Origin of the sequence: Allobosea sp. TAB14, from assembly GCF_052113865.1 — a bacterium.
Lineage (GTDB): Bacteria > Pseudomonadota > Alphaproteobacteria > Rhizobiales > Beijerinckiaceae > Allobosea > Allobosea spartocytisi.
In genome coordinates this window covers 1-17614 of record NZ_JBFRDQ010000087.1, presented here as the reverse complement: position 1 = coordinate 17614, position 17614 = coordinate 1, and the positions used below count along the sequence as shown (strand labels likewise).

General features: G+C 66.6%; 17 protein-coding genes and 1 pseudogene. 7 read left to right on the top strand and 11 right to left on the bottom strand.

What is annotated here, in order from left to right; genetic code table 11:
* Positions 1 to 257 precede the first annotated feature (257 nt).
* Together purM and purN are read left to right on the top strand one after the other, a co-directional pair.
* Entirely contained in the window at positions 258 to 1331 is a 1074-nt protein-coding gene (gene purM, locus AB4Y99_RS14755; RefSeq protein WP_441523835.1) for a phosphoribosylformylglycinamidine cyclo-ligase, read from the top strand.
* Between the two features lie 2 nt (positions 1332 to 1333).
* Entirely contained in the window at positions 1334 to 1951 is a 618-nt protein-coding gene (gene purN / locus AB4Y99_RS14750; RefSeq protein WP_441523834.1) for a phosphoribosylglycinamide formyltransferase, read from the top strand.
* 86 nt (positions 1952 to 2037) lie between these two features.
* Here purN and AB4Y99_RS14745 read toward each other — a convergent pair.
* From AB4Y99_RS14745 to AB4Y99_RS14735, 3 genes and pseudogenes are all read right to left on the bottom strand, one after another.
* Positions 2038 to 2706, bottom strand: a pseudogene (locus AB4Y99_RS14745) (helix-turn-helix transcriptional regulator); the annotation flags it as partial.
* 312 nt (positions 2707 to 3018) lie between these two features.
* Positions 3019 to 3381 carry a hypothetical protein gene (locus AB4Y99_RS14740; protein ID WP_441523833.1) on the bottom strand — a complete coding sequence of 121 codons (363 nt, stop codon included), beginning with the start codon at positions 3379 to 3381 and terminating at the stop codon, positions 3019 to 3021.
* Between the two features lie 101 nt (positions 3382 to 3482).
* Complete coding sequence (locus tag AB4Y99_RS14735) at positions 3483 to 5570, bottom strand: molybdopterin-containing oxidoreductase family protein (protein ID WP_441523832.1); 2088 nt, start codon at positions 5568 to 5570, stop codon at positions 3483 to 3485.
* Between the two features lie 158 nt (positions 5571 to 5728).
* On the opposite strand from AB4Y99_RS14735, the gene AB4Y99_RS14730 reads away from it, so the two are divergent.
* Complete coding sequence (locus AB4Y99_RS14730; RefSeq protein ID WP_113253025.1) at positions 5729 to 6571, top strand: MipA/OmpV family protein; 843 nt, start codon at positions 5729 to 5731, stop codon at positions 6569 to 6571.
* A 116-nt stretch (positions 6572 to 6687) separates the two neighbouring features.
* On the opposite strand, the gene ndk is transcribed toward AB4Y99_RS14730, so the two are convergent.
* A complete protein-coding gene (gene ndk / locus AB4Y99_RS14725; protein WP_038368099.1) occupies positions 6688 to 7110 on the bottom strand; it encodes a nucleoside-diphosphate kinase in 423 nt (140 codons plus the stop codon).
* A gap of 174 nt (positions 7111 to 7284) precedes the next feature.
* Between ndk and AB4Y99_RS14720 the strand changes: the two genes are divergently transcribed.
* Positions 7285 to 7419: a hypothetical protein gene (locus AB4Y99_RS14720; RefSeq protein ID WP_260368324.1), complete on the top strand. Its 135-nt coding sequence runs from the start codon at positions 7285 to 7287 to the stop codon at positions 7417 to 7419.
* 43 nt (positions 7420 to 7462) lie between these two features.
* On the opposite strand, the gene AB4Y99_RS14715 is transcribed toward AB4Y99_RS14720, so the two are convergent.
* Complete coding sequence (locus tag AB4Y99_RS14715; RefSeq protein ID WP_441523831.1) at positions 7463 to 7732, bottom strand: sel1 repeat family protein; 270 nt, start codon at positions 7730 to 7732, stop codon at positions 7463 to 7465.
* A gap of 354 nt (positions 7733 to 8086) precedes the next feature.
* Here AB4Y99_RS14715 and AB4Y99_RS14710 point away from each other — a divergent pair, with 354 nt between their 5' ends.
* The gene (locus tag AB4Y99_RS14710) at positions 8087 to 8473 is read left to right on the top strand and encodes a DUF2147 domain-containing protein (RefSeq protein WP_441523830.1); all 387 of its coding nucleotides are present in this window, start codon (positions 8087 to 8089) and stop codon (positions 8471 to 8473) included.
* A gap of 134 nt (positions 8474 to 8607) precedes the next feature.
* On the opposite strand, the gene AB4Y99_RS14705 is transcribed toward AB4Y99_RS14710, so the two are convergent.
* The 4 genes from AB4Y99_RS14705 to gatB all read right to left on the bottom strand — a co-directional run bounded on the left by AB4Y99_RS14705 (position 8608) and on the right by gatB (position 12105).
* Complete coding sequence (locus AB4Y99_RS14705) at positions 8608 to 9315, bottom strand: glutathione S-transferase N-terminal domain-containing protein (protein WP_038368107.1); 708 nt, start codon at positions 9313 to 9315, stop codon at positions 8608 to 8610.
* Positions 9316 to 9442: 127 nt separating this feature from the next.
* Positions 9443 to 9931: a GNAT family N-acetyltransferase gene (locus tag AB4Y99_RS14700; protein ID WP_441523829.1), complete on the bottom strand. Its 489-nt coding sequence runs from the start codon at positions 9929 to 9931 to the stop codon at positions 9443 to 9445.
* Positions 9932 to 9976: 45 nt separating this feature from the next.
* Positions 9977 to 10483 carry a GNAT family N-acetyltransferase gene (locus tag AB4Y99_RS14695; protein ID WP_038368112.1) on the bottom strand — a complete coding sequence of 169 codons (507 nt, stop codon included), beginning with the start codon at positions 10481 to 10483 and terminating at the stop codon, positions 9977 to 9979.
* A 140-nt stretch (positions 10484 to 10623) separates the two neighbouring features.
* Positions 10624 to 12105: an Asp-tRNA(Asn)/Glu-tRNA(Gln) amidotransferase subunit GatB gene (gene gatB, locus AB4Y99_RS14690; protein ID WP_441523828.1), complete on the bottom strand. Its 1482-nt coding sequence runs from the start codon at positions 12103 to 12105 to the stop codon at positions 10624 to 10626.
* A 321-nt stretch (positions 12106 to 12426) separates the two neighbouring features.
* Here gatB and AB4Y99_RS14685 point away from each other — a divergent pair, with 321 nt between their 5' ends.
* Both AB4Y99_RS14685 and AB4Y99_RS14680 read left to right on the top strand, forming a co-directional pair.
* Positions 12427 to 13578 carry an efflux RND transporter periplasmic adaptor subunit gene (locus tag AB4Y99_RS14685; RefSeq protein WP_038368118.1) on the top strand — a complete coding sequence of 384 codons (1152 nt, stop codon included), beginning with the start codon at positions 12427 to 12429 and terminating at the stop codon, positions 13576 to 13578.
* A gap of 85 nt (positions 13579 to 13663) precedes the next feature.
* Positions 13664 to 16618 (top strand): efflux RND transporter permease subunit, encoded by a 2955-nt coding sequence (locus AB4Y99_RS14680; protein WP_441523827.1) that lies wholly within the window; start codon positions 13664 to 13666, stop codon positions 16616 to 16618.
* A 126-nt stretch (positions 16619 to 16744) separates the two neighbouring features.
* On the opposite strand, the gene AB4Y99_RS14675 is transcribed toward AB4Y99_RS14680, so the two are convergent.
* Together AB4Y99_RS14675 and AB4Y99_RS14670 are read right to left on the bottom strand one after the other, a co-directional pair.
* Positions 16745 to 16951, bottom strand: a complete 207-nt coding sequence (locus tag AB4Y99_RS14675; RefSeq protein WP_038368122.1) for a hypothetical protein — start codon at positions 16949 to 16951, stop codon at positions 16745 to 16747.
* Between the two features lie 200 nt (positions 16952 to 17151).
* The coding region (locus AB4Y99_RS14670; protein ID WP_441523826.1) for an amidase family protein at positions 17152 to 17614 on the bottom strand (463 nt) is incomplete at its 5' end.

Here is a 17614-nt window from a genome sequence, read left to right as displayed (position 1 = left end):
AGCGTGATCAGATTCGGGATCGTCATGGGCGCAGCTTCGCTCAGCATCACGCGCAATGCCAGCCCGACCACTCATGACATCCGTTTCCTCGCGCCGTCATCCCGGATTGGCCCAGGCATGGATCCCGGGTCTCTCTTTCGGTCGCCCGGAATGACGCAAGATGGCGATGATAAAGCCAATAAAGCCCGTTCCAAGCCTTGCCAGCCGGGGCGTGCTTGCCTATCGCTCCCGCGAACAGGAACAAAGGCGAGACCGCAATGAGCAAGCCCGGCGCAAACGGACTGACCTATGCGCAGGCAGGTGTCGATATCGACGCCGGCAATGCCATGGTCGACGAGATCAAGCCGCTGGTGCGCGCGACGCGCCGGCCGGGCGCGGACGCCGAGATCGGCGGTTTCGGCGGGTTGTTCGATCTCAAGGCCGCCGGCTTCAACGACCCGATCTTGGTCGCCGCCAATGACGGCGTCGGCACCAAGGTGAAGATCGCCATCGAAAGCGGGCTGCATTCGACCATCGGCATCGATCTCGTGGCGATGTGCGTCAACGACCTGATCGTGCAGGGCGCCGAGCCCCTGCTCTTCCTCGACTATTACGCCACCGGCAAGCTCGACCCGAAGGTCGGCGTCGAGATCGTGCGCGGCATCGCCGATGGCTGCCGCCAGGCCGGCTGCGCGCTGATCGGCGGCGAGACCGCCGAGATGCCCGGCATGTATGCCGAAAAGGATTACGACCTCGCCGGCTTCGCCGTCGGCGCGGCCGAGCGCGGTGCGCTTCTGCCCCGCGAGGACCTGAAGCCGGGCGACGTGGTCTTCGGCCTGCCCTCCTCCGGCGTGCATTCGAACGGCTATTCGCTGGTGCGCCGCATCGTCGAGCTCAGCGGCCTCGGCTGGGAGGCCCCTGCCCCCTTCGCCCCCGAGAAGAACCTCGCCGAAGCGCTGCTGGAGCCGACGCGGATCTATGTGAAGCCGCTGCTGCAGGTGCTGAAGGCGACCGACGGCATCAAGGCGCTCGCCCATATCACCGGCGGCGGCTTTCCCGACAATATCCCGCGCGTGCTGCCGGAAGGGCTCGGCGTCGCACTCGACCTCGCCTCAATCCCGGTGCCGCCCGTCTTCGGCTGGCTCGCCAAGATCGGCGGTGTCGCCGAGCGCGAGATGCTGCGCACCTTCAACTGCGGCATTGGCATGATCGTGGCGGCCGATGCGGCGAAGGCCGACGAGGTTTTTGCGGCGCTCAAGGCCGCCGGCGAGGCGCCGGTCAGGCTCGGCGAGATCGTGCCGGCCGCGGAAGGCGAGGAGCCGGTCAGCTATCGCGGCAAGCTCGCGCTGTGAGCATGGCGGCTGGCCGCAAACGCGTCGGAGTGCTGATCTCCGGGCGCGGTTCCAACATGGTTTCGCTGGCGGAAGCCGCGCAGGCGCCGGACTATCCGGCGCAGATCGCGCTCGTGCTCTCGAACATTCCCGACGTCGCGGGGCTCGACCGGGCGCGTGGCTTCGGCATCGCGACCGCGACCGTCGATCACCGCGCCTTCGGCAAGGACCGCGAGGCCTTCGAGCGCGCGACGGACGAGGTGCTGCGCGTCAACCAGATCGATCTGGTCGTGCTCGCCGGCTTCATGCGCATCCTGACGCCCTGGTTCGTGACGCGCTGGGAAGGCCGGATGATCAACATCCACCCCTCGCTGCTGCCGCTGTTCAAGGGCACGCATACGCATCGGCAGGCACTGGAAGCGGGCGTCGCCGAGCATGGCTGCTCGGTGCATTTCGTCGTGCCGGAGCTCGATGCCGGCCCGGTCATCTTGCAGGCGAAGGTGCCGGTCCTGCCCGGCGACGACGAGGACAAGCTGGCGCAGCGCGTCCTTGCCGAGGAGCACAAGCTCTATCCGGCGGCGCTGGCCGAGGTCGCTTCGGGCCGGGCCAGGCTCGAAGGCGGGGTCGTCATCCGCGGCTGAGAGGCGGCTGCGCCCTCGGCGTTCGCCGGCATCCCGCCGCCCTCGCGCTTGCAGCGCTCCCATTCCTCGCGCGTCTTCTCCTCCTCCTTCTGCCAGCGGCGGAAGAGATCGGCGCGGCGGGCGGGGTAACGCTCCTCCAGTGCGACGAGGCCGGTCATACGGTCGGTGCGGAAATGGCGGAAGGCCTGCCGAAGCTCGCACCAGGCGATGACGATGCGGACGCGCTCGTAGAAGGTCATGCCGATCGGCCAGATCATGCGCTGCGTCGCATGGCCGCTTTCGTCGCTGTATTCGATCGAGAGCTTGCGGCCGTTGCGGATCGCGGCGCGCACGGCCGCGACATCGACCTGATCGACCGGCAGCTCGCCCGGATGGGAGGCCGCGAACAAGGCGCCGTCGAGCAGGATCGGCTTCAGATGGGCTGGCAGTACGGCCGCAACCTTGCTGACGACATCCTCGGCCGCTCGCGCGAGCACCGGGTCCGCCCGCTCGCTGAGCCAGCGCATGCCGACGAGCACGGCCTCGATCTCGTCGGGCGAGAGCATCAGCGGCGGCAGGTCGAAACCGGCGTCGAGCACATAGCCGATGCCGGCCTCGCCGCGCACAGGCACGCCCTGGCGCACCAAGGCGCCGATGTCGCGATAGACCGTCCGCACGGAGACATCGAGCTCTGAGGCCAGCGTCTCGGCGGTGACGGGGCGCCTGCGGCGACGCAGGCTCTGGATCATGTCGAGCAATCGTTCGGCGCGCTGCACGGCATTATCTCCCTACCCGGCCTCGTAGCTGCGGCATCATGGCCCAGCCGGGGTGACAACTTCTGTCAGGAGCGTGTCAGCAGCAAGGCGGGAGGTATCGAAGGCGCGGGATCCCCTCTCCGGAAAGGAGAGGGGTAGAGGTGAGGTGTAGGTCGTTTGACCAGTAAGGCACAAACCTCGCAGCAGCAGCCGTCAGGTCACGGCCACAACGTCCAGCGGCCTTCCCCTCACCCTGCCCTCTCCCTCCGGGAGAGGGTTCCCCGCGCTATCCGAGAAACGGCGCTGCCGCACCGACCAAAAACGCCACTCGGCTCAGATCGGCCGCTTCAGCTTGCACTGGTCGATGAAGCGGAGGCCCTTTTCGCGGGCCGTGTCGTTGAAATAGCCGGTGTCGCGGAAGGCCTGGATCTCGTCCTTGCTCATGGCATTGACGGTGCCCTTGGCGTAGCAGCTGCAGGGCGTGTGCACCGCCTCGCGCGTCGTGTTGAGCAGGCGCGACTGGGTGATCAGGCAGGCGTCGAAGGCACGGAGCTGAATCATGTAGGGCGTCAGGTTCTTCGCGGTCGGGTCCGGCGGAGGCAGCGCCGTGGAGCTGCTCGCGGCATAGGCCGAGGCGCACAACAGCATCGAGAATCCACCGGCCAGAACGACCGCACCCAACCGCCGCATCATCATGACTTGCCCGTCCTTCGAGAAGAAGCGGTCGCATGGATCCCGGCGCCGCCACGCCTCCGCATGACACAGATGCATGAAAGGTCAAGAGGCTCCGAAGCTTGTCAGGCCTTCCGGATCCACACCTTGTTGTCATGGAAGGCGGCACCGCCGAAAGGCGCCGGCGAATCGGCGCCGGTCAGGGTGTTGATGCCGCGACCGTGCTTATGGGCCGCATTGGGCCAGATCGACTCGGCGATGACCACGCCGCGTACCAGCCCTGCGAAGATCGCCGCGGTCAGATGGACCGTGCCGCGCCGGTTGCCGACGACGACCTCGTCGCCGGCCGCGATGCCGAGCCCGGCCGCATCGTCCGGATGCAGCATCAGCGTCGGCTGCCCCTCCTTCTTCAGCGAGCCCGGCGTCTCGTTGAAGGTCGAATTGAGGAAGCTGCGCGCCGGGCTGGTGGCGAGGCGGAAAGGATGCTCGTCATCGGCGAGCTCGATGACGTCCCACTGATCGGGTAGCGCCGGCAGCCGGTCATAAGGACCAACGAGGCCGTCATTGGCGTTCGGCACCTTCGGCCAGTCCGGCTTGAAGTGGAACTTGCCGTCGCGATGGCCGAAGCCCTTCAGGTAATGCGCCGTCTCGAAATCCGGCTGTACGTCGAGGAAATCATTCGCGATCAGCTCGTCCAGCGTACCGCGCCCGCTCTCGCGCAGCGTCCAGTCGACGATTTCGCGCGGGGTCATGGCGAAGCCGCGATGCTCGGCGCCCAGCCGCTGCGCCAGCGCCGAGACGACCTCGTGGTTCGAGCGGCACTCGCCCGGCGGCTCGATCAGCTTGCCGCCCCACATGATGTGCTGGTGGCCGCCACCCTGGTAGAGATCGTCATGCTCCATGAACTGCGTCGCCGGCAGGACGATGTCGGCCATGGCCGCCGTCTCGGTCATGAACTGCTCGTGGACGACGGTGAACAGGTCCTCGCGGGCAAAGCCCTGCTTGACCAGCTCCTGCTCGGGCGCGACCGAGACCGGGTTGGTGTTCTGGATGAAGAGCGCCTTGACGGGGCCGCCATCGCGCAGGGCCGGCGCATCGCCGGTCAGGACGCGGCCGATCTGCGACTGGTCGAGCTGGCGCACGCCGCGCTCCATGGTGTCGAGCCCYTCGATCAGGCTCTTGCGCCAYTKGTAGATGCCGCTGTTGCTGTGGAAGGCGCCGCCGCCCTCGTATTGCCAGGCTCCCGTCACTACCGGCACCGACAGCGCCGCATGCATCGAGACCGCGCCGTTACGCTGGCGCGCGAAGCCGTAGCCGAGGCGGAAGAAGCTCCGCTTGCGGGTGCCGACCAGCGTGGCGAATTCCTCGATCTCGCCGACGCTCAGGCCGGTGATCGCCGCCGCCCATTCCGGCGTGCGCGTGGCGAGATGGGCTTCCAGCTCGTCAGGGCAGTCGGTATGACCAGCGAGATAGTCGCGGTCGGCATGGCCGTCGCGGAACAGGACATGCATCACCGCGCAGGCCAGCGCCGCGTCGGTGCCGGGCTTCAGGACGAGCGCGAGATCGGCTTGCTGCAGCGTGGCGTTGCGGTAGATGTCGATGGCGACGATCTTGGCGCCGCGCTCCTTCCGCGCCTTGATGGCGTGGTTCATGACGTTGACCTGGGTGTGCACGGCGTTGGTGCCCCAGATCACGACGCAGTCCGACTTCGCCATCTCGCGCGGATCGACGCCGGCGAGACGGCCCGTGCCGGCAATGAAGCCGGTCCAGGCGGTCGTCGTGCAGATGGTCGAGTACTGGCCGGAATAGCGCTTGGCGTGGCGCAGGCGGTTGATGCCGTCGCGCATCACCAGCCCCATCGTGCCGGCGTAGTAATACGGCCAGACCGCCTCGGGGCCATGCTCGGCCTCGATGGTGAGGAAACGGCGCGCGATCTCGTCGAGCGCCTCGTCCCAGGAGATGCGCTCGAACTGCCCCGACCCTTTCGGACCGACGCGCCGCAACGGGTGAAGCAGCCGATCGGGATGGTGGATGCGCTCGGCGTAGCGGGCGACCTTGGCGCAGATCACACCGTCGGTATAGCTCTGGCGCTTCGAGCCCCGGACGCGGCCGATGCTGCGTCCGTCGAGAACCTCGACCTCGAGCGAGCAGGCGGAAGGGCAGTCATGCGGGCAGACCGAGGGACGGATCTCGACGCGGGGCATCTGGTTCATGGAACGCTTCTAATCCATCGTGCGGCGGCGCGGGAGCCGAAATTCGCGACAGGCCGCATGCGTAAGAAGCCGTCAACGCTAACCGCGTCTTAATCCTCCTGATCGACATTGCAGCAAGATCCCTTGCGAGAGGTGCCACGGCGCCGGAGTTCTCGACTATGCGTTGCGTTGCGTATCTGGCGGGCCTCGTGCTCGGCCTTGCCCTGTCCTTGCCCGGAGCCGCACAGGCCCAGTCGAGCGACTACACCCAGCTCACCTCGCCCCAGTCGGCCCAGAACTGGTATCTGACGGTCGGGGCGGGCCTGCGCTACCAGCCGGACTATACCGGCTCCGACGACTATCTCTTCCGGGCGCGGCCGATCATCTCGCTCGGCCGGGGGCTGAAGAGCACCTGGTGGGCGGCCGAGGACGACGCCATGCTCAGCATCGGCGTGTTCTCCGGCCAGGGCTGGCGCGTCGGCTTCTCGGGCGATCTGCTCTGGAAGCGCAACGCCAAGGTCAACCCGGCGCTGGTCGCGGTGCCCCCCACGAAATTCGGTGGCGAGGCCGGCGCCTTCGCCGAATTCTATCCGACATCCTGGCTGCGCGCCCGCGTCGACGTCCGCCGCGGCATCGTCGCCCATGACGGCGTCGTCGCCGACCTCAAGCTCGACGCCTTCACCAATCTCGGCCCCTGGACCTTCGGCATCGGCCCGCGCATGCGCATCGCCAGCGCCGATTACGTGCGCACCTATTTCGGCACCAGCGGCGCCCTGCCCGGCACCGGCGGGCTGCTGCAGCGCTTCAATGCCGGCGTGCATTCGTATGGCGCACTGGCGCAGGCGACCTATCACTGGTCCGACCGACTCCAGACCACGACCTATGTCGAGTACAAGCGCCTGACCGGCGACGCCGCCCGCTCGCCGATCGTCCGGCCCTTCGGTTCGCGCAACTCGATCACCGTCGGCATCTCGGCGAGCTATTCCTTCGACACCGGATCGAACTACTCGCTCGGTTTCTGAGGAACGGCAGGGCCATGGCCGGGCAAGCGCCCGGTCAGGCTTGCGCCCCAAAAGAAAAGGGCGGACCGGCAAACCGGTCCGCCCTTTTTGCTTTTCAGCCTGAACTGCGGCTGCGATCAGCCGACGATCTCGTTGCCCGCGAAGAACTGGGCGATCTCGACGGCCGCCGTCTCGGCAGCGTCCGAGCCGTGCACGGTGTTCTCGCCGACCGACTGGGCGAAGAGCTTGCGGATGGTGCCCTCGGCGGCGTTGGCCGGGTTGGTGGCGCCCATCACGTCACGGTACTTGGCGATCGCGTCCTCGCCTTCCAGAACCTGCACGACGACCGGGCCGGAGGTCATGAACTCGACGAGCTCGCCGAAGAAGGGACGCGCCGAATGGACCGCGTAGAAGGTCTCGGCCTGGGCCTTGGTCATCTGGATGCGCTTCTGCGCGACGATCCGCAGGCCAGCCTTCTCGATGACCGCGTTGACCGCGCCGGTGAGGTTGCGCTTCGTCGCGTCGGGCTTGAGAATGGAGAAGGTACGCTGGACAGCCATCGAATGATCCTTGGAAGGGTCGAATAAGGGAATGCGGCGCGCTTATAGCTGCCGCCTTCGCACCCTACAAGGCTTGCCCCAAAAGGCGCGCACACCGGGCTGCCGCGCCAGAATCGATGAGCCGACTGAGCTGTTTCGTGCTAGGATGGCGCGTGAACAACAGGGAGCCAATCCATGGTTGTCGTTGCGATCGTCTTCGCGGGCTTCGTTTCCCTGCTCTGCCAGGTGCTGCTCGTGACGCCTGACTCCATCAGCAAGGACCGCAGGGGCAACCTGCCCCCGCCCTCGGGCGGCATCGCGGCCTTCTGAACGACGCGAGACCGCGTCGTCTCCGAGTAGCCGAACGTGGCGCTCAGTGCCGCGTCAGGAAAGTGCGGGCCTCGCGCAGCGCTTCCGCGATCTCGTCGCGGCTCATTTCCAGTGCCAGCTCCTGCCGATGCGTCGCCGCCCGGGCGCTGCCGCGTGCGAAGGCGATGTTGAACCAGGTCTGAGCCTTGACCAGATCGACGGCTCCTGCCCGCCCCGAAGCATGCATCARCCCGAGCTCGCAATAGGCCTCGGCCGATACTTCCACCGGTGCCACCAGTGCAGCGGGGATCGCGCTCATCTCCATGCGTGCCATGATTGAACCCACCCTGTCTGTCGTTGCGGCCAGCCACCCGTCCAAGGCCCCGACCGATGAGTGCGAGAGTGGCCGCAACCGTTAAAGCGCGGGCTAAATTTTGCGATGAATCGAGTCTCAACGAGACGTCATCGCCAGGTTAAAGCAACGGGGCGTTTACGAAGGAATGCCGGAAAAGCGTTTCCGCTCAATGCCCCGGCCAGAGCGGAGGAATGCCGGCGTTGATGATGGATTCACCTTGCCTCACGGAACCGCCGGCAAGAACTGTCGCTGCGGCATCTTGGAGCCGACGCAAAACGGCGCTATGGTTCACATGTAAACCATAACGGCCGACGGGCCGATCAGGAGGAAACGATGAGGACACTGGCGGCTTTCGGCCTGGCAGGCCTGGCGGCGTTCACTCTGGCCGGCGCGGCCACGCGCGCCTCGGCGCAGGAGGTGGTCGGCGTCTGGGAACGCGACACCGGCGCCTCGCGCGTGCGCTTCAGCAAATGCGGCGATGCGCTCTGCGGCACGATCTCATGGCTCAAGGATCCGAACGGTCCGGCGAAACTCGGCCAGCGCATCTTCTTCGACATGAAGCCGAACGGCGCGAACAAGTGGAACGGCAGCGCCTTCAACCCGGAGGACGGCAAGACCTATTCGGGCACGATGACGCTCTCGGRCAATGCGCTGACCACGGCAGGCTGTGTCATGGGCGGCTTGATCTGCCGCACGGTGAAGTGGTCGCGGACCAATTGAGCCGGTTTTCCTTCTCCCCTCGGGGAGAAGGTGTCTGCGAAGCAGACGGATGAGGAAAGGGTGGCGCTGACGGCCCTCATCCGTCAGCGCTTCGCACTGCCACCTTCTCCCCCCGGGGGAGAAGGGAGAGCAGTTCAGCTCGCCTTCTGGCCGAAGAGGACCGCCTTCTGCTCCGGCGTGTTGATGCCGGCCGGGCTGCGCAGCTCCTCGCCGACCTTGAGGCCGCGCTCGACCGCGGGGCGAGCGAGCATCGTCTCGATCCAGCGGCCGACATGCGGGAACTGCTTGATGTCCTGGCCCTGCCGCTCCCAGCCGCGGGCCCAGCCGATGCAAGCCATGTCGGCGATGGAATAATCGCCGCAGATGTAGTCGCGGCCCGCGAGCCGCTTGTTCAGCACGCCATAGAGCCGGTTCGCCTCGTTGGTGTAGCGCTCGATGGCGTAGGGCACCTGCTCAGGCGCGTAGAGGCGGAAATGATGGGTCTGGCCGAGCATCGGTCCGAAGCCGCCCATCTGCCAGAACAGCCACTCGTCGACCGCGACGCGGCCACGCTCGTCCTTGGGATAGAACTTCCCGGTCTTGCGGCCGAGGTATTGGAGGATGGCGCCGGATTCGAAGACGGAAATCGGCTTGCCGTCCGGCCCGTCGGGATCGACGATGGCCGGCATGCGGTTGTTGGGCGAGATGGCGAGGAACTCGGGCTTGAACTGGTCGCCCTTGCCGATGTTCACCGGAACGACGTTGTAGGGCAGCCCGCATTCTTCGAGCATGATGCTGATCTTGTAGCCGTTCGGCGTCGGCCAGAAATAGAGGTCGATCGGATTGGCGGGAGCTTGCGACATCGGGAGCTTCCTTGCTGCGACGAGACTTCAGCCGCCAATCTATGGTTAGGCCGGCGGGGCCGGAAGGGGCTGCGCCCGCCCCCAGCGCGACTGCGCCATGTCCTCCCCGCGTGTAACCTTTTCAGGTTCAGAGCGGCTTCTTGAAGCCCTCATGGCTCTGGTCGAAGCCGAGTTTGCGGTAGAAGCGATGGGCATCGACGCGGCTCTTGTTCGAGGTCAGCTCGACGAGACCGGCGCCGCTCTCCTCGGCAAAGGCCAGGGCGTGGCGGATCATCAGCGCACCGATGCCGAACCCGCGGCTCTCCGGCGAAACGTGGACGCTCTCGATCTTGGCGCGCTTGCGCCCGCGCGCGATGAGGCCGGGGATCAGCGTGATCTGAAAGGTGCCGATCACCTGCCCTGCCCGCTCGGCGACGCAGAGCGCGCTGTCCCTGCTGGCAGCGATCTCGGTGAAGGCCTCGGCATAGGCGGGGTGACGTGCCTCGGCGGCGATCTCCTCCGGCGTCAACGTCTGCGTCGGCGCGCCGAGCATCATGAGTTCCACGATGCGTGCGACATCCTCGGCCCGCGCGCGGCGGATGGTGATTTCGGCGGCGGAGACAGATGTCCTGGTCATCGCGTCGGCTTTCGGCTCAGGCAAAGACGGGAAGTGGGCGCGAGGTCACTCGGCAAAGAGGCGCTTGGCCATCAGCAGCGTGTTCGGCGTGTCGTCGCGGCCGTCGAAGCGCGCCTGGCGCTGCAGGAAGAAACCCATGCGTTCGTAGAAGGCGATCGCCGGCTCGTTCTGGCTCTCGACCTCGAGGCGGGCGACCGGCGCCTTCGGAAAGCAGGCGAGCGCGACCTGCAGCAGCGTGCGGCCGATGCCGACACCCTGCCAGGCCGGCAGGACATAGAGCCGGGTCAGCAGCGCCGCGCCGTCGCGTTCCGGTCTGGCGGATGCCGTGGCGACGATCTCCGCACCGACCGACGCGACGAGGAAGACGCCCTCGTCGCGGCCGAGCTGGCTGTGCAGATTCTCCGGCGAATGCCAGGCATTGGTGATCTCGGCGACCCGCTGCCAACCATAGATGCCGTCATAGGTCGCATGCCAGGTCTCGACCAGAAGCGCCCTGACCGCCGGGATGTCGGCGGCTTCGGCGTCACGGATGACGAGGTCGGCGGGAGTCATCCCAATCGTCCAGCTTGCGCAGGGAAGACCGCGATCATCCCGGGCTTGACCCGGGATCCAGGCCGGAGCGCTTCCGAAAAAGCTTCAGGCATGGATCCCGGATCTCCGCGTCGCAGCGTCCGGGATGACGGCGTATTCGATCACTCGATCCCCAGCTTCTTCTTCAGGATCTCGTTGAGGGCCTGTGGGTTGGCCTTGCCGCCGGAGGCCTTCATCGCCTGGCCGACGAACCAGCCCAGCATGGTCGGCTTGGCCTTGACCTGCTCGACCTTGTCGGGATTGGCCGCGATCAGCTCGTCGACGGCCTTCTCGATCGCGCCGGTGTCGGTGACCTGCTTCATGCCGCGGGTCTCCACGATCTGGCGCGGGTCGCCGCCCTCGGTCCAGAGGATCTCGAAGAGGTCCTTGGCGATGCGGCCCGAAATGACGTTCTCGCCGATCAGGTCGACGAGCCCGCCGAGCTGGAGGGCCGACACAGGAGAGGACTCGATGTCCTTGCCTTCCTTKTTGAGGCGGCCGAACAGTTCGTTGATCACCCAGTTCGCGGCGGCCTTGCCGTCGCGGCCCTTCGCCACCGCCTCGAAATAATCGGCCTGCTCGCGCTCGGCGACGAGCACCGAAGYGTCATAGGGCGACAATCCGTATTCCGCGATGAAGCGGGCTTTCTTGGCGTCCGGCAGCTCCGGCAGTGCGCCCTTCAGATTCGCGACGAAGRCGTCGTCGAATTCGAGCGGCAGCAGATCGGGATCGGGGAAGTAGCGGTAGTCATGCGCCTCTTCCTTGGAGCGCATCGAGCGGGTCTCGCCCTTGCCGGGATCGTAGAGCCTCGTCTCCTGGTCGATCGTGCCGCCATCCTCGATGATGCCGATCTGGCGGCGCGCCTCGACCTCGACCGCCTGGCCGATGAAGCGGATCGAGTTGACGTTCTTGATCTCGCAGCGCGTGCCGAGCTCGTCGCCGGGCTTGCGGACGGACACGTTCACGTCGGCGCGGAGATTGCCCTTCTCCATGTCGCCGTCGCAGGTGCCGAGATAGCGCAGGATGGTGCGCAGCTTCGWGACAWAGGCCTTSGCCTCSTCGGCCGAGCGCAGATCCGGCYKSGAGACGATCTCCATCAGCGCCACGCCSGARCGGTTGAGGTCGACGAAGCTCATCGTCGGATGCTGRTCRTGGATCGACTTGCCGGCGTCCTGCTCCAGATGCAGGCGCTCGATGCCGACCGTGATCTGCTCGGTCGGCGAGAGATCGACCACGATCTCGCCCTCGCCCACGATCGGGCTCTTGTACTGGCTGATCTGATAGCCCTGCGGCAGGTCCGGGTAGAAATAGTTCTTGCGGTCGAAGACCGAGCGATTGTTGATCTGCGCGTTGAGGCCGAGGCCCGTGCGCACCGCCTGGCGGACGCATTCGGCGTTGATCACCGGCAGCATGCCCGGCATCGCCGCATCGACGAGGCTGACATGTTCGTTCGGCTCGGCGCCGAAGCCGGTGGAAGCCCCGGAGAACAGCTTGGCGTTGGAGGTGACCTGGGCGTGGATCTCCATGCCGATCACCACTTCCCAATCCCCGGTCGCGCCCTTGATCAGCTTCTTGGGGTCGGCGGGGCGGACATGCGCGTTCATCTCTAACCTTTCGGCTCTCAAACTCGGCTACGCGTTACGCTTTCGGCGAACGGGCGGCAAGGGTCACGGCGCGCAAGGATCACAATGCGCGGAGGTCGCCGCGCGCAAGACGCATTCCTCGCGCCAGGGCCTCGACGCGTCATCCGGAGGCCGAAACGCGTTGCACTCCTGCAACCAGATGGCGGGAACATTGCTTATTTGTGTCAGGAAGGCGTCTTATGATGGGTGATGGTTCTTGACATTCGTCACTGCCATACCCTTCTTGCGCCAACGGCCGGAAACCAACGATGATATGCCTGGCCCGCAATCCGGAGTTTCTCCATGTCACGCAGCCGTTTTATCGGCCTGGTGCTCGCTGCCGCCGCGTCGACCATCCTCGTTCAGCAGGATGCGTCCGCCCAGGGAGCGCCGCCGGCCCCGCCCGTCCAGATCGCCAACCCGCTCGCCAAACGCGTCACCAACTGGGACGAGTATACGGGCCGCTTCGAAGCGAGCGAGCAGGTCGAGGTGCGCGCGCGCGTCTCCGGCTTCATCGACCGCGTCCATTTCCGTGACGGCGCGCTGGTTCAAAAGGGCGACCTCCTCTTTACCATCGATCAGCGGCCTTACAAACTGGCCGTCGATGTGGCGCAGGCCGACATCGCCCGCGCCAAGGCGCAGGTCGATCTTGCCCGCAACGAGGTCGAGCGCGCCGAGGGCCTGACCCAGAACCGCACGATCACGGCGCGCGACGTCGACCAGCGGCGGGCCAATCTCGACAGCGCCGTCGGCACGCTGCAGGGCGCGGAGGCAAATCTCAAGACCGCCCAGCTCAATCTCGAATGGACCGAGGTGCGCGCGCCGCTGGCGGGTCGCATCTCGAACCGCCGCGTCGATCCGGGCAACCTGATCTCGGGCGGCCAGTCCGGCGCGACGCTGCTGACCACCATCGTCGCGGTCGATCCGATCTACTTCACCTTCGATGTCTCGGAGGCCGACTATCTGCGCTATGCCCGCATGGCCAATCCGCGCGACGGTGCCAGCCGCGATTCCGGCACGGTGGTCGAAGTGCGCCTGTCCGACGAGGCGAAGTGGGACCGCCGCGGCAAGGTCAACTTCCTCGACAACGCGCTCAATGCGCGTTCGGCCACCATTCGCGGCCGCGCCGTGTTCGACAACAAGGACCAGTTCCTGACGCCCGGCGTGTTCGGCCGCCTGCGCTTCTTCGCCGGTGAGGCGGATGCGCTGCTGGTGCCCGACGCCGTCATCGCCTCGGACCAGTCCCACAAGGTCGTGCTGACCGTCGGCCCCGAGAACAAGGTGGTGCCGAAGATCGTCGAGCTCGGCCCGCTCAGCGAAGGCCTGCGCGTGATCCGCGCCGGCCTGACCTCGCAGGACAAGGTCATCGTCGGCGGCAATGCCAATCCGATGGTCCGTCCGGGCGTGGCGGTCACGCCGCAGCCGGGCGAGATCAAGGTCGCGACAACGAACTGACCGGTCGGGGGCCGGCCCTCGGCCCCTGACACGACAATCCGGGCGCCTCGCGGCGCCCGTCCGCCTTTTCCGGACAGGACCTTCCATGTTCCGCTTCGCCCATTTCTTCATCGACCGGCCGATTTTCGCCACGGTCCTCTCGATCCTGCTGACGATCGCCGGCGCGATCGCCCAGCGCTCCCTGCCGATCGCCGAATATCCCGAGATCGCCCCGCCGACGGTGTCGATCCGCGCCACCTATCCCGGCGCCTCGGCCGAGACGGTCGCCGCCACGGTGGCGACGCCGATCGAGCAGGAGGTGAACGGCGTCGACGACATGCTCTACATCACCTCGCAGTCGACCGGCGACGGCGTGGTGACGATCAACGTCGTGTTCAAGGGCGGCACCGACATCGACCAGGCGCAGGTGCTGGTGCAGAACCGCGTCTCGCAGGCCGAGCCGCGCCTGCCGCAGGACGTGCGCGCTCTCGGCGTCCAGGTGCGCAAGGCCTCGCCCGACTTCCTGATGGTCATCAACATGATCTCGCCGGACGGGTCGCGCGACGCGCAATACATCTCCAACTACGCCTCGCTCTATGTGAAGGACGTGCTGACCCGCGTCGACGGCGTCGGCGACGTACAGGTCTTCGGCGCGCGCGACTTCTCGATGCGCATCTGGCTCGATCCGGCCAAGGTCGCCTCGCGCAACCTGACGGCGAGCGACGTCGTCGCCGCGCTCAGGGCGGCGAACGTGCAGGTGGCCGCCGGCGCGCTGAACCAGCCGCCCGCGAAGTCGAACGAGGCCTTCCAGCTCTCTGTCAATACGCTCGGCCGCCTGACCGACGTCTCCGAATTCGAGAACATCGTCGTGCGCTCCGATGCCGATGGCGGCACCATCCGCGTCCGCGACATCGCCCGCGTCGAGCTCGGCTCGCAGGACTACACAACCAACGCCTATCTCGACAACAGGAACACCGTCGCCATCGGCGTCTTCCAGCGGCCCGGCTCGAACGCGCTTGCGACCTCGGACAAGCTGATCGCGACGATGAGCGACATGTCCAAGCAGTTCCCGCCGGGACTCGAGCACCGCATCATCTACAACCCGACCGAGTTCATCGCGCAGTCGGTCGACGCGGTGGTGCACACGCTGTTCGAGGCGATGATCCTCGTCGTCGTGGTGGTGATCCTGTTCCTGCAGACCTGGCGGGCGGCGGTGATCCCGATCGTCGCGATCCCGGTCTCGCTGGTCGGCACCTTCCTGATCATGAGCGCGGTCGGCATCTCCTTCAACACGATCTCGCTGCTCGCGCTGGTGCTGGCGATCGGCATCGTCGTCGACGACGCGATCGTGGTTGTCGAGAACGTCGAGCGCTATCTGGCGCAGGGAATGTCACCCAAGGAGGCCGCGCACAAGACCATGGACGAGGTCGGCGGCGCGTTGCTCGCGATCGCGCTCGTGCTCTGCGCGGTGTTCATCCCAACCGCCTTCATCAGCGGCCTGCAGGGCACGTTCTACCAGCAGTTCGCCGTCACCATCGCGGCCTCGACCGCGATCTCCTGCTTTGTCTCGCTGACGCTCTCGCCGGCGATGTCGGCGCTGCTGCTGAAGCCGCACAAGGCGCATGATCCGCATGAGCAGCACGGCTTCATCTACAAGCTGGGCGCGCCTGTGCGCTGGTTCTTCCACTACTTCAACGCGGCCTTCGACTGGCTTTCGCGCAGCTATGGGCGCGTCACCTCGCGGCTGATCCGCCTCGCCGTGATCCTGCTCATCGTCTATGCCGGGCTGATCGCGCTGACCGCGCAGCGGCTGGTCCAGACGCCGACCACCCAGGGCATCTTCGGCGACCTCCGCCAGCAGATGTTCGGGATTTCGGAAGCCTTCACCCTGCTGATCGAGCCGCCGGCGATTTCCGGCATCGGCAATGGCGGCGGCCTCAAGGGCTATGTGCAGGATCGCAGCGGGCGCGGCCTCGCGGCGCTCGAAGGCGCGGCCTGGACGGTCGCCGGCTCGGCCGGCCAGCTGCCCTTCATCGTGCAGCCCTTCACCCTGTTCTCGACCAAGACGCCGCAGATCTACGCCGATATCGACCGCACCAAGGCGGAGATGCTCGGCGTGCCCGTCACCCGCATCTTCGAGACGCTGTCGATCTATATGGGCTCGGCCTATATCAACGACTTCAACTTGCTGGGCCGCACCTTCCGCGTCACGGCACAGGCCGACAATCCGTTCCGCCTGACCACCCGCGACGTCGCCAATCTCAAGACCCGCAACGCGGATGGCGAGATGGTGCCGATCGGCTCGGTCGCCACCTTCAAGGACACGACCGGCGCCTATCGCGTGCCGCGCTACAACCTCTATCCGGCAGCGGAAGTGCAGCTTTCGATGGCGCATGGCTACTCGACCGGACAGGGCATCGCGGCGGTCGAGAAGATCGCGGCCGAGCGCCTGCCGGCCGGCTTCGGCTTCGAATGGACCGAGATCGCGCTGCAGGAGAAGCTCGCCGGCAACACCGCGATCGTCGCCTTCGGCCTGGCGGTGGTCTTCGTCTTCCTGCTGCTGGCGGCTCTCTACGAGAGCTGGCTGCTGCCGCTGGCGGTCATCCTGATCGTGCCGATGTGTATCCTGGCGGCGATGTTCGGGGTGAACTACGCCAATCTCGACCGCAACATCCTGGTCGATATCGGCCTGGTGGTGCTGGTCGGCCTGGCGGCGAAGAACGCGATCCTGATCGTCGAGTTCGCCAAGCAGGCCGAGGATGAAGGCATGAACCGGCGCGACGCGGCCATCGCCGCGGCCCGGACGCGACTGCGGCCGATCCTGATGACCTCGGTCGCCTTCATCCTGGGCGTGCTGCCGCTGACCATCTCGGCCGGCGCCGGCGCCGAGATGCGCCAGGCGATGGGCATCGCGGTGTTCTCCGGCATGCTGGGCGTGACCTTCTTCGGCCTGATCTTCACGCCGGTGTTCTACGTGATGGTGCGCTGGCTGGCGGATCTGCGCGGGACCAAGCGGAAGGTGCAGGCCCCGCCGCCGGCCGAGCCGACAGCGGCGCACTGAAGCCGCCGGCGGCCGCTCCGACAACCGGAGCCACGAACAAGAAAGGGGCCGCAATTGCGGCCCCTTTTCGTTTCGCCTCCACTCGGGGGCTTTCGGAGCCCGAGCAGCGAAGCCTTTCGGAAAGGATCAGACCAGGCGCCGCGCCACCGCCCGGCACCCCAGAGCGAGGCCCAAGGCAATGACGGTCGCGATGGCTCTCGCGGCAGGATCGGGAACGGCCTCCCCTCGCGCCATCTGGACGATCGTCAGCAGGACCAGCAGGACGGCGACGAAGGCGAGGATGCCGGCAAGCACCGTCAGGCAGGCATAGGCCATAGCGCGGCTGAAGATCATGGCCGTCTCCTCGCGGGGGGCTGCTCGCACAGCTCTTTTACCCGTTGAGCTCTCCGCATGTCATCCGGGCGCGGCGAAGAGCCCACGTCATGAACGCGACGTCACGTCATGCTCGGGCTTGACCCGAGCATCTCCTGCCCGAGATTCTCGGGTCTGCGCTTCGCTTCGCCCGAGAATGACGCTTTTCCTGTTCAGCCGCCTCAGCCCCACCAGCGCTCGCTGACCGGGAAGCGGCCCGCCGCCTGCTCGATCACCTCGCCGAGCGAGAACAGCGTCTCCTCGTCGAAGGGGCGGCCGATGAGCTGGAGGCCGAGCGGCAGGCCCTGGCTGTCCAGCCCTGCCGGCACCGCGATGCCCGGCAGGCCGGCCATGTTCACCGTCACGGTGAAGATGTCGTTCAGATACATCTCGACCGGGTCGGCCGAGCCCTTCTCGCCGATGCCGAAGGCCGCCGAAGGCGTCGCCGGCGTCAGAACCGCATCGATGCCGTCGGCATAAACCGTCTCGAAATCGCGCTTGATCAGGGTGCGGACCTTCTGGGCGCGCAGATAATAGGCATCGTAATAGCCGGCCGAGAGCACATAGGTGCCGATCATGATGCGGCGCTTGACCTCGGCGCCGAAGCCGGCGGCGCGGGTCTTCTCATACATCTCGACGATATCC